At 61.7% G+C, this 12064-nt stretch carries 11 protein-coding genes; 2 read left to right on the plus strand and 9 right to left on the minus strand.

What is annotated here, in order from left to right; translation table 11 throughout:
- Positions 1-9: 9 nt before the first annotated feature.
- Entirely contained in the window at positions 10-672 is a 663-nt protein-coding gene (locus LOY67_RS03105) for a hypothetical protein (RefSeq protein WP_265065897.1), read from the minus strand.
- Between the two features lie 215 nt (positions 673-887).
- On the opposite strand from LOY67_RS03105, the gene LOY67_RS03110 reads away from it, so the two are divergent.
- Positions 888-1433: a hypothetical protein gene (locus tag LOY67_RS03110; RefSeq protein ID WP_265065898.1), complete on the plus strand. Its 546-nt coding sequence runs from the start codon at positions 888-890 to the stop codon at positions 1431-1433.
- A 111-nt stretch (positions 1434-1544) separates the two neighbouring features.
- Complete coding sequence (locus tag LOY67_RS03115; protein WP_265065899.1) at positions 1545-1706, plus strand: hypothetical protein; 162 nt, start codon at positions 1545-1547, stop codon at positions 1704-1706.
- Between the two features lie 13 nt (positions 1707-1719).
- Here the strand turns inward: LOY67_RS03115 and LOY67_RS03120 are convergent, their stop codons facing one another.
- From LOY67_RS03120 to prmA, 8 genes are all read right to left on the minus strand, one after another.
- Positions 1720-2316, minus strand: a complete 597-nt coding sequence (locus tag LOY67_RS03120) for a MarC family protein (protein WP_047700219.1) — start codon at positions 2314-2316, stop codon at positions 1720-1722.
- 62 nt (positions 2317-2378) lie between these two features.
- Positions 2379-5153, minus strand: a complete 2775-nt coding sequence (locus LOY67_RS03125) for a hybrid sensor histidine kinase/response regulator (protein WP_265065900.1) — start codon at positions 5151-5153, stop codon at positions 2379-2381.
- A 99-nt stretch (positions 5154-5252) separates the two neighbouring features.
- A complete protein-coding gene (purD, locus tag LOY67_RS03130; RefSeq protein ID WP_265065901.1) occupies positions 5253-6548 on the minus strand; it encodes a phosphoribosylamine--glycine ligase in 1296 nt (431 codons plus the stop codon).
- A 144-nt stretch (positions 6549-6692) separates the two neighbouring features.
- The gene (purH, locus tag LOY67_RS03135; RefSeq protein WP_265065902.1) at positions 6693-8300 is read right to left on the minus strand and encodes a bifunctional phosphoribosylaminoimidazolecarboxamide formyltransferase/IMP cyclohydrolase; all 1608 of its coding nucleotides are present in this window, start codon (positions 8298-8300) and stop codon (positions 6693-6695) included.
- A gap of 83 nt (positions 8301-8383) precedes the next feature.
- Complete coding sequence (gene fis / locus LOY67_RS03140) at positions 8384-8704, minus strand: DNA-binding transcriptional regulator Fis (RefSeq protein ID WP_008368706.1); 321 nt, start codon at positions 8702-8704, stop codon at positions 8384-8386.
- On the minus strand, positions 8701-9708 hold the full coding sequence (gene dusB, locus LOY67_RS03145; protein WP_265065903.1) for a tRNA dihydrouridine synthase DusB: 1008 nt from the start codon (positions 9706-9708) through the stop codon (positions 8701-8703). Before dusB ends, fis begins: the two co-directional genes overlap by 4 nt.
- A 185-nt stretch (positions 9709-9893) precedes the next feature.
- Positions 9894-11129 carry a DUF3426 domain-containing protein gene (locus LOY67_RS03150; protein ID WP_265065904.1) on the minus strand — a complete coding sequence of 412 codons (1236 nt, stop codon included), beginning with the start codon at positions 11127-11129 and terminating at the stop codon, positions 9894-9896.
- Between the two features lie 30 nt (positions 11130-11159).
- Positions 11160-12038: a 50S ribosomal protein L11 methyltransferase gene (prmA, locus tag LOY67_RS03155; RefSeq protein WP_265065905.1), complete on the minus strand. Its 879-nt coding sequence runs from the start codon at positions 12036-12038 to the stop codon at positions 11160-11162.
- Positions 12039-12064: the final 26 nt, after the last annotated feature.

A 12064-nucleotide genomic window follows, 5' to 3' on the forward strand; every position in this document is an offset into this window, starting at 1 on the left:
GAACTCAAGTCATTGAGCGGTCATGGGGCGATTCCTTCTCAAATTGAATCGCCTCATGAGGTGGTCATTCAGTTTGTTTTTTATGAGGGTTCTTTTGCTGTTCAATTGATGCCTGTCCAGTTTGAAAAATGCCTGCTGCTGGGTTATTTTTGCCGAGCGTTTTTCCCAATCCCAAAACAAAAAGTTGTGTTTCCTGATATCCACACTCAGTTCGAGCTTGTAGACGGCGATGTGGACGTTGTTCCGTGAGTCGTAGCGGGCCGGGATGATTTGAAATGTTTCACCTTGTCGGGTTTCCCTGTCGAAGGACAGTACTGCCGGCTGATCGGCCTTCAGCGCGTCGAGGGTATCGATCATTGCGTTCGCTTGCCGTGAGTCCTTCATGACTTGAGCGCTCTGGACGAGGAAATCTGCCACCGAGCCGGTCACGAGGTGTTTGGTACGGGTGAATATGGAGTCTTCATATAGCGCCCAGCCAAAGTATTTCAACGTGAAGACATACTCTTCGAACCAGCCCTTGGAGTCGGTGTAGCGGTTATGGCCACGATCGGCTGATAGAGTGGCAATGTTATTGCAGTCCGCGATGTCGTTGTGATCCTGCAGTGAAAGCGTCTCGATATAGGAAAGCAGGTTAGGGCCGGTGACCAGGCCGGTCAGTGATTCGTTGTTCATGGGGATTCTCCGTTAAAGTTGTCTATTTATAAATACAACGGGAGTCGGTGAATTCAAGTGGGTGAATGAGTTGATGTGAATCCGAATGTTTGTTTGCGTGGCTGGCAAAGAGGCTACATATATTGTAATGGGCTGGAAGTTGTAGTTTGTCTGAAGGGTGAATTAGATTGCAGTTTGTCCGCAGGAGCGGTCATTACATAACCAAGGAAAGTTATATGGAACAGTTTGAAAGTAACGTCAGCGTTGAACAAAGTATTGAACTGATCGGCGCACGTATCAACAGGCGCAAGGCACTGGTCTCTGTCGGCCGTCGCATGCGTCGATCCGCAGCACTGCAGGACAGCCCGACCAGGGAGCTGGACGCGCTGATGTTGGGGAACGCGCTGGTGGGCTATGGCAACAACATGTCGCTCACCAACATGGCGATCATGGAGAACCTGATGACCATGGCCGTCATGGAGGCCAACTTTGAAGTGCCTGGCGGCAAGAACTCCCAGGCCTGGTATGCCGCGTTTATCGGCTGTCTGCGTGACCTCGGGTGCTTCGTTGCCGATGACGGCTATACCCGATACTCCGAGAGCTCCCAGCGCGTGGACATGGACTTCGTGATCAGCGATATCGTCAAGGGGATCATCGATGGCGTGAAGGCCAGTGTCCCGGCAGCGTCGGTGCTCGGTGCAGTGGTGAATACCACGATTGATGGCTTGAAGCAGGATAAGCAAACCATCAATCTGTTCAACAGCCAGGTCAAGACGCCCTAGGGGGCCCGCTTCTCCGTCATTCCCTGCGAGCAGTTGGCCAACGGTATCCTGATCGCCTCGTCCACTTCGATACGGCAGACCGGAACTTCGAATAACGGCGGTGTCCTTTTCGTGAACTGGCAATCGTCGGCACGGGAGATCTATCGCGGTAAATCCTTCCTGACCTTCAACCCGGCTCTTTACGAAGGGTTCAGGTCGAACATCGAGCAATACCTGGGCGAGCACCGCCGGGAAGTGCTGCAAAAACGCTTCAACCGCCGCAAGCAGGCATGACAGGCCAGTGGTGCTATGGCACCAGGTAGCCTTTTACGCCGGTAAAGATGATCTGTGCCGCCAACGCACAGACGAACAGCCCCATCAGGCGGCTGACGATCTGCAAGCCCTGGTCACCCAGGATCCGCTCGATGCGGCTGGACAGATAGAGCACGACACCGACGGTGAAGCTGGCCAGGGCGATGCTGATGATGGCCATGAGTTTGTCGTCCCAGTGCGGCTGGCTCACGCCCATCACCAGCAGCGCGCCGATGGTGCCGGGGCCGACGGTCAACGGAATGGTCAGCGGGACGATGGTCACGTCCTGCTGGACACTGTCGGTCTGTACGGCCGACTTGCCCTGGGCCATGCCCAGCGCCGAAATGAACAGCACGCTGCCGGCACCGATACGGAACGCATCCACCGTAATGCCGAACACACTGAAAATCACCCGCCCGAACAGATACAGCAAGACGCTGGAGACCAGCGTCGCGATCGCCACTTTCCAGGCCAGGCGTCGCTGCTCCTTGCGCGAATAGCCACGGGTCAGGCCGATAAAACACGACAACACGAAGAAGGGGCTGTAGAGCACCAGCATCTTCAGATAAACGCTGAACAGCACATGGAGCATGGTCGGGGCTCAAGGCGGAGGAAGACGACGGGAGTCTATCAGGCGGTGTGACGTCTGTCGGCTCAGGACGTTTGCGCTGTGCGGTTCTGTTGTTCGCGCTGGGCCACCCAATGCTCGATCAGTTCGCGCAGTTGCGATAACTCCACCGGTTTGGCCATGTGACCGTCCATCCCGGCCTGACGGGCCCGCTCCTTGTGCTCGGCGAGGATGTGGGCCGTGAGCGCTACGATGGGCGTGCGGGTTCGCTGGTTGCCCACTTCCCAGGCGCGTAGCTGCTGGGTGGCGGAAAACCCGTCGAGGATCGGCATTTCGCAATCCATCAGGACCAGGTCGTAGCGCCGCTCCTTCATGGCCTTGAGGGCTTCCTCGCCGTTGCTGGCGGTGTCGGGCTGCAGGTTGAGTTTGCCAAGCATGCCGCGGATGACCTTGGTGGAAATGCTGTTGTCTTCGGCCACCAGGATGCGGAAATCGCTGGGGACTTTCACCGGGGCGGCCGGACCGGCATTCAGCGGTACGTTGGGGGCATGGCCTCTGTTGCGCTGGTTCAGTTCGTCCGCGAGGGTGGTCTTGAGGGTATAGCCGGCCACCGGTTTGGCGAGGATGCGCTTGACCCCGCTGTTGCGCGCCACGATCTTGCTCGGTGCGTTGCTGATGCCGGTGAGCATGATCAGCAGGATGTCGTGGTTCAGGCTCGGGTCTTCCTTGATCTTGGCCGCCAGTTGCATGCCGGTCATGCCGGGCATGTTCTGGTCCAGCAGCACCACGTCGAAATAATCCCGCAGGTGAGCCTTGGTGCGCAGCAGCGCCAGGGCTTCCTTGCCCGATGGCACCGCGCTGACATTCAAGCCCCAGGCGCTGCATTGCTGCACCAGCACCTTGCGGCAGGTTTCATTGTCGTCGACCACCAGCACCCGTGCGCCTTGCAACGGGCTGTCGAGATCGGAGGTGGGGTGCTCGAGGCGATCGGGGTCCAGCGGCAGGGTCAGCCACAAGGTGCTGCCCTGGTTGCTGCCGCTCTTGATGCCGAATTCGCCGTGCATCAGCATGATCAACTGGCGGGCGATGACCAGGCCCAGGTTACCGCCCAGGCGTGTGGCCGAGAGGAAATTCTTGCTGTGCAGTTCTGCGTGCATCAGCGTGTCGCGCTCTTCGGCGTCCATGGGCAGCCCGCTGTCCTGCACGGCGATGCGCAGGCGCGGTTCGCTGCTGCGCTCGTCGAGGGCCACGACGATCAGCACCTCGCCCTCATCGGTCTTCTTCAGGGCGTTTTCCAACAGGCTCAGCAGCGCCTGGCGCAGCCGTGTCGGATCACCGCTGATGACCCTTGGCACCTGGGGCTGGATGAAACTGATCAGTTCGACATTCTGCTGCTCGGCCTTGGCGCGGAAGATGCTCAGGCAATCCTCGATCAGCGCATTGAGATCGAATTGCACATCGTCTAGTTCGATCTGGCCGGATTCGAGGCGGGAAATGTCGAGGATCTCGTTGATCAGCGTCAGCAGCTCGTTGCCGGCACTGTGGATGGTCTGCACGTAGTCGCGCTGCTTGACCGACAGCGGCGTGCCCAGCAGCAGTTCGGTCATGCCCAGCACACCGTTCATCGGGGTACGGATCTCGTGGCTGATCTTGGCCAGGAATTCCGCCTTGGCATTGATCTCGGCATTGCTCGCCGCCAGGTCGCGGCTGATGCTGAAACGGCTCTCGTTGATGGAACGCTGGCGTTCACCCAGGGCGACGCTCATCAGCAGGCCGCTGATGCAGATGAACACCAGCAGCGTAACGATCAGGCCTTGGGGTGCGACCTCCGTGAGGCCTTGCAGGGCGGGAAGAATGATCAGCGTGCCCAGGTTGAAAACCACCATGGCCGCGACGAACAGCCGTGCCGGGCGGTAGCCCTTCTGCCAGTGCCAGGCGCTGACGAACAGCATGCTCAGGCCGGCCAGGGCCACGAGCGCATAGGTCATGATATTGAGCGGCAGTGTGTTGACGAACAACAGCAACAGGCTGCACAGCATGATGAGCACGATGTCCCCCAGCAGCAGCCGGTTCAGCGGGTGCGGTCCCAGGGGCGCAAAAAAACGATAGGCGAACATCAGGCCGCAAGGGGCGGTCAGCAGCAGGGCCAGGTAGGCACCCGGTGTCTGCACCGCCGGCCAGTCGGGCAGCCAGCCTCCCGCCAGGTTCAGCAACAGGGCCAGGCTCAGCATCAGCAGCCCCTCACACGCCGCCAACCACAGGCAACTGCGTGAGCGGGTGTAGGCGTAGCGCGTGAGGTTGTGCAGGATCAGCATGGCGATACAGCCGAACAGCAAGCCATAGATCAGGGTCTGGTTCTGATCCGCCGCCGCCATGATGGCCGGCTGCAGGGTGATGTACGGACGCAGTTCGTGCCGGGATGCCAGTCGCAGGTAGATGTCCAGCGGTTTATCGCTGCGGGGCAAGGCCAACATGAAATCGCTGCTGGGCACCGTATGTTCGCTACGGGGCAAGGCATTGCCAGTGATCTGTTGATCGACCAGGGCATCGCCGTCCAGCGCATAGAGATTCAGGCGCGACAGGTCGGGCGCAAAGATGCGCAGGATCTGTTCGTGTTTGTCGGGAGCCAGCCGGAAACGCAGCCACAGCGCGCCATCGGGCTCGGCGGCCTGGAGGCGGTCGAGGTCGATGGGACTGAATTGGTTGGTGTAGCGGGCAGAGCGGATGTCGCTCAGCTTCAGGTCGCCCTGTTCGTCGAGCAATACCGCCCAGCCACTGCCTGGCGCGGCCTGGGCCGGGAGCATGCAGAGCAGCGTCAGCAGGGTGACGGTAAAGCCTATGGCAATCCTGAGCCAGCGCACGGCGAAATCCCTTCGTAGGTTGATGCCAGATTATAACTATGCGCGGCGCCCGGACAGACAGGCAAGGGCCACGGAGCCCTGCCTGGCTGAAAGACCGGGTTATTCCAGATTTTCGCCACGCTCGCGGGCAATGGCACGATAGCCAATGTCCTTACGGTAGAAGCAGCCTTCCCAATCGATCTCGGCGGCAAGCGTGTAGGCCTGCTGCTGAGCGGCGTCGACACTGGCACCCATGGCGGTGGCGCAAAGCACGCGACCGCCGGCGGTGACGACCTGGCCGTCCTTCAACGCAGTCCCGGCATGGAAAACCTTGCCTTGCCGCTGGGCCGCGGCGTCCAGGCCACGAATCGCACTGCCCTTGGCATAGTCGCCCGGGTAACCGCCAGCCGCCAATACGACGCCGACGCTCGGACGTGGATCCCACTGGGCTTCGACCTTGTCCAGCGCCTGGGCCAGTGCGGCTTCGACCAGCAGCACCAGGCTCGATTGCAGGCGCAACATCACCGGCTGGGTCTCAGGATCGCCGAAACGGCAGTTGAATTCGATGACTTTTGGGTTACCAGCCTTGTCGATCATCAGGCCAGCATAGAGGAAACCCGTGTAAACGTTGCCTTCCTCGGCCATGCCACGCACGGTCGGCCAGATCACCTGGTCCATGACGCGCTGGTGCACCTGGGCGGTGACAACCGGAGCCGGGGAATAGGCACCCATGCCGCCGGTGTTCGGACCACTGTCGCCGTCGCCGACGCGCTTGTGGTCCTGGCTGGTGGCCATAGGCAAGACATTCTTGCCGTCCACCATGACGATGAAACTGGCTTCCTCGCCGTCGAGGAACTCTTCGATCACCACTCGGGAACCGGCATCACCGAAGGCATTGCCGGCGAGCATGTCGCGCACGGCGTCCTCGGCTTCGGCCAGGGTCATGGCCACGATCACGCCTTTGCCGGCGGCCAGGCCATCGGCCTTGATCACGATCGGAGCACCTTTCTCCCGCAGGTAGGCCAGGGCCGGCTCAATGTCGGTGAAATTCTGGTAGTCGGCGGTCGGAATCTTGTGCCGGGCCAGGAAATCCTTGGTGAAGGCTTTCGAGCCTTCCAACTGTGCGGCACCCGCGGTCGGACCGAAGCAGTCCAGGCCACGGGAGCGGAACAGATCGACCACGCCAGCGACCAGCGGCACTTCCGGACCGACGATGGTCAGCGAGACGTTCTGCTCGGCGAAATCGGCCAGTTGCTCCAGGGCCAGTACGTCGATGGCGACGTTCTCGCACTTGGCTTCGATGGCGGTACCGGCATTGCCCGGCGCCACGAACACCTTCTGTACGCGCGGGTCCTGGGCCACTTTCCAGGCCAGGGCATGTTCACGGCCGCCGCTGCCAATGATCAAAACATTCATTTCAAAAACCTCGGATGACGCTGATTGGGGCTGATCGTTCCCACGCTCTGCGTGGGAATGCCTCTACGGACGCTCTGCGTCCAGGAACGCGGAGCGTCCCGGGCTGCGTGCCCACGCAGAGCGTGGGCACGATCAATGGGTGTATCAGTGGCGGAAGTGGCGCATGCCGGTGAATACCATCGCAATGCCGGCTTCGTCGGCGGCTGCGATGACTTCTGCATCACGCATCGAACCACCCGGCTGGATCACCGCAGTGATACCGACCTTGGCCGCGTTGTCGATACCGTCGCGGAACGGGAAGAATGCATCGGAAGCCATGACGGCGCCCTGCACCTGCAGACCGGCGTGTTCAGCCTTGATCGCGGCGATGCGGGCCGAGTTCACGCGGCTCATCTGGCCGGCACCGACACCGATGGTCTGGCGGTTCTTGGCGTAGACAATGGCGTTGGACTTGACGTATTTGGCGACTTTCCAGGCGAAGATCAGGTCGTTGATTTCCTGCTCGCTCGGCGCGCGCTGGGTCACGACCTTCAGGTCGGCGCTGCCGATCATGCCGATGTCACGGCTCTGTACCAGCAGGCCGCCGTTGACGCGCTTGTAGTCCCAGGCCGGCGCACGGTCGGCCGACCATTGGCCGCAGGCCAGCAGGCGCACATTGGCCTTGGCGGCCACGATGGCGCGAGCTTCTTCGCTGACCGAAGGCGCGATAATCACTTCGACGAACTGACGCTCGACGATGGCTTTGGCGGTCTCGGCGTCCAGTTCACGGTTGAAGGCGATGATGCCGCCGAACGCCGACTCGGTGTCGGTGGCGTAGGCCAGTTCGTAGGCCTGGCGAATGCCGCCCTCGGCGTCCGGGCTCACGGCCACGCCGCACGGGTTGGCGTGCTTGACGATCACGCAGGCCGGCTTGACGAAGCTCTTCACGCACTCCAGCGCGGCGTCGGTGTCGGCCACGTTGTTGAACGACAGTTCCTTGCCTTGCAACTGGGTGGCGGTGGCGATGCCGACTTCGGCAGGCTTGGCTTCCACGTAGAACGCCGCGCTCTGGTGCGGGTTCTCGCCGTAGCGCATTTCCTGGGCCTTGATGAACTGGGTGTTGAAGGTGCGCGGGAATTCGCTGCGACCTTCCGTGCCCAGGGTCTCGGCGGCCTGGTTCACGGTGCCCATGTAGTTGGCGATCATGCCGTCGTAGGCGGCGGTGTGTTCGAAGGCCTTGAGCATCAGGTCGAAGCGCTGGGCGTAGGTCAGGCCACCGGCCTTGAGGTTCTCCAGCACACTGGTGTAGTCGCTGGCGTTGACCACGATGGCCACGTCCTTGTGGTTCTTGGCCGCCGAGCGGACCATGGTCGGGCCGCCGATGTCGATGTTCTCGATGGCGGTCGGCAGGTCGCAGCCCGGCTTGCTGATGGTGGCTTCGAACGGGTAGAGGTTGACCGCCACCAGGTCGATCGGCTTGATGCCGTGTTCGTTCATGATGGCGTCGTCGATACCGCGACGACCCAGGATCCCACCGTGGATTTTCGGATGCAGGGTCTTGACCCGGCCGTCCATCATTTCCGCAAAGCCGGTGTAGTCCGCGACTTCCACTGCGGCGACGCCGTTGTCCTGCAGCAGCTTGAAGGTCCCGCCAGTGGAAAGGATCTCGACGCCCAGCTGTTGCAGCTCGCGGGCGAATTCGAGGATCCCGGTCTTGTCGGAGACGCTGATCAGGGCGCGGCGGATCGGCAGGCGGGTGGTCTGGTCGGTCATTTCAATTTCCATCAAAAGCAAGGGAAGTCAGCAAAAAAGGCGACCGTTTTTTACGCGGGCGCCTTTCTGGTTTGATTGAATGCTTACAGCAGATCGTACTGCTTGAGTTTCTTGCGCAGGGTTCCGCGGTTCAGGCCCAGCATTTCGCTGGCCTTGGTCTGGTTGCCCTTGACGTAGTTCATCACGCTTTCGAGCAGGGGTGCCTCGACTTCGGAAAGCACCAGGTTGTACACATCCGTGACGGCAGCGCCCTCAAGGTGGGCGAAATAATTGTGCAGCGCCTTCTCGACGCTCCCGCGAAGGGTCTGACCCTCTTCGCTGGGCGTATTGAGGTGCTGTTTCAAATTCACATTGTCGCTCACGGGTGTTGTTCCACTCACTAAAGTCTCGGTCATCATCGTCATGCGGCCACCCCTTCGTCCCCTGTCAGGCTCTTGTAACGTTCAGCGAAGAAGGCCTGAACGTCGGCGCATTGTGCTTGCGTACCATCCAAACGATTGAAGCGGGCGCGAAACTCCCTGGCGCCCGGCAGGGTTGCGAGATACCAGCCCACATGCTTGCGCGCGATGCGTACGCCCATGACTTCTCCGTAGAAGGCATGCAGCGCGGCCAGATGCTCCAGCAGAATTCGTTCCACCTCGGACAATTGCGGCGCAGCGAGCTTTTCGCCGGTGCGCAGGAAATGTTCGATTTCACGGAAAATCCATGGCCGCCCCTGGGCAGCCCGGCCGATCAACAGGCCATCGGCACCGGTCGCGTCCAGCACGTACCGGGCCTTCTCGGGCGAGTCGACATCGCCGTTGGCAAACACCGGTATCGACACCGCCTGCTTGATCGCGGCGATGGTGTCGTACTCGGCTTCGCCGGTGTACAGGTCGGCACGGGTGCGGCCATGGACCGCCAACGCCGTGATTCCCGCCTGTTCGGCGATCTTCGCCACCGTCAGGCCGTTCTTGTTCTCCCGGTCCCAGCCGGTGCGGATCTTCAGGGTCACCGGCACATCGACTGCGGCGACGACCGCCTGCAGGATCTCGGTAACCAGGGCTTCATCCTTCAACAGCGCCGAGCCTGCAGCCTTGTTGCAGACCTTCTTGGCCGGACACCCCATGTTGATGTCGATGATCTGCGCCCCCAGCGCCACGTTGGCCCGGGCCGCGTCCGCCAGCATCTGGGCATCGCCACCGGCGATCTGCACCGAGCGGGGCTCGGGATCACCTTCGTGGATCATGCGCAGACGTGATTTGCGGGTGTTCCACAGGGTCATGTCGCTGGTGACCATTTCCGAAACCACGAGACCTGCGCCCAGCCGCTTGCACAACTGACGAAAGGGCTGATCGGTGACGCCCGCCATGGGGGCGAGAACCAGACCGTTCTGCAGTGTGTATGGGCCGATGCGTACCGCCGACATAGGACTTCCCTGAAGTGGGGCCGGATCATGAGACTTCGAAAAAGGGTTGGCATGATACCCGCTCTCGATGACCGGATAAAGATCGAATTGGATAAAATCTGAACAGCTATTTTGTTATCGCCAGCGGTTTGGTCCGGGTGGGGTGGGTCAGAAAGCTGCCGTCAATCGACTGGCCCCCGGCGGCTTCACTCGGGCGAGTGGAAGCTCAAACTGTAGTTCACCGCTTTGGGGCCTGGGTCGAGGATGTCCAGGGCGATGTGGATGGGCGTCTGGGGCGGCATTTCCCCCAGGCCCTCGAGGTCACCGCCCAGGTATTCGCCGGGCTTGAAACGACGGCTGGCGATCAGGTGCCCGTTGAGGTCGGCGAAGCGCAGTTCCAGCAGCGGAAAAGGCTGGGAGAAGGGCGCACGATTGTAGATGATCGCGTCCACCACCAGGGCGCCGCTGAAGTCCGGATGGCTGCGCACCACCAGGTTGCTGCTCTTGATCTTGGCGATGTCGACCTTGGACGGTACGTCGCAGCCGATGGTCGGACAGATCTGCAGGAACCACGGGCGGTACTGGTCCTGGCGGGCCAGTTCCTCGAAGTGGTAAGCGATGTACTGGCCGGCCAGCGCCGTGGCGGCCAGCAGGATCAGCAGACTCCATAGCAGGCGTCGACCCCAGGGCGAGCGGCGCTTGCGCCAATCCAGCTGCAGCGGGTCGTCGTCCAGGTCCTGGAGAGCTTCGGCGCGTATGCCGGGCTCATGGCGTTCGCGTTTCTTGCGGGGCTGCGTCGGCTCTTCGTCGATGTCGTCGATTGCATCGGTGGCGGACAGGCGTTCTAGGTGTTCGTCTGGCTCATCGTTCGGCGCCAGTTGCAGCGGGACATCAGGTTCATCGTCCGGCTCCAGAGGTTCAAGCGTCAGGGGCAAGGACAGGGATGGCTCGGTGCGCGGCGGCCGGACGGGCTCATGGGGGGCGAACGGTTCGATGGGGAGCTGGGGCATTGCCTGCGCGCGCTCGGCGGCGGACTCGCTGTACAGACTGTCGGACCAGGGCTCGTGGTCGCCGGAGAGGTGGTCCCGCTGTGCGCTCAGGTTATCTTCACGGCGTCGGCCGAAGGAGTCCGGCGCCCGTTTGTCACGCCGTTCCAGGCGAGCCAGTTCCTTGTCCAGATCATCGAGATCCAGCTCGGCGGCGGTCCACTGTTTCTGGCTGATCGCCCGTGGCTGCGTTTCAACGACGGCAGGCCGGGTGGGCGCTGCGGCGCTGGGAGCGGGCTCCCTGGCAGTTCGTTGTTCCAGCAATTGCCGTGCGGCATTGAACACTTGCAGGCACGAGCCGCAGCGAACCACCCCGCGGGCCACGCTCAATTGAGCATGGCTGACGCGAAAACTGGTGTGGCAATGCGGGCACTGGGTGACGAAGCTGTCAGTCATGCGGCAATCCGGTGAATACAGGCGGCCATTCTAGCGCCGACGTCCGGTGATGCGCACCCAGCCATCACGATTGGCGATCGGGTCCAGGTCAAAGTCGGCGGCATAAGCGGCGGCGACTTCCTCACCCTGTTCGGCCAGGATGCCCGACAGCGCCAGTCGCCCGCCCGGCTTGACCAGGCCCGACAGTTGCGGTGCCAGGGAAACCAGCGGTCCGGCGAGGATATTGGCCACCAGTACGTCGGCCTGGACCTGGGGCAGGTCCTGCGGCAGATAGAGCGGGAACAGTGCTTCGGCAATGTTGTTGCGCCCGGCGTTGTCACGGGACGCTTCCAGGGCCTGGACGTCGATGTCGGTGCCGACCGCTTCCCTGGCACCCAGCAGCAGTGCGGCGATGGCCAGGATGCCCGAACCGCAGCCGAAGTCGAGCACATCGCAGCCCTTCAGGTCCTGGCCGTCGAGCCATTCCAGGCACAGCGCGGTGGTCGGGTGGGTGCCGGTACCGAACGCCAGGCCCGGGTCCAGCAACAGGTTGACGGCGTCCGGTTCCGGCGCCGCGTGCCAGCTCGGTACGATCCACAGTCGCTGGCCGAAGCGCATCGGCTGGAAGTTGTCCATCCAGCTGCGTTCCCAGTCCTGGTCTTCGATCACTTCGCTGTGGTGTTCGGGCAGCGGGCTGCCGGTCAGCAGTTCCAGGTGGGCCAGCACGCTGGCCGCTTCGGTGCCACCTTCGAACAGGGCCAGCAGGTGGGTATGGGACCACAGCGGGGTGGTATTGAGTTCCGGCTCGAAGATCGGCTGGTCTTCGGCGTCCATGAAGGTGACCGATACGGCGCCTACTTCAAGAAACGCATCTTCGTAGGTTTCGGCTTGTTCCGGGCTGATGGCCAGACGTACTTGCAGCCAAGGCATGGCGGGCACCTTTGGAAATAAATCTA

This window comes from Pseudomonas sp. B21-056 (assembly GCF_026016325.1).
Lineage (GTDB): Bacteria > Pseudomonadota > Gammaproteobacteria > Pseudomonadales > Pseudomonadaceae > Aquipseudomonas.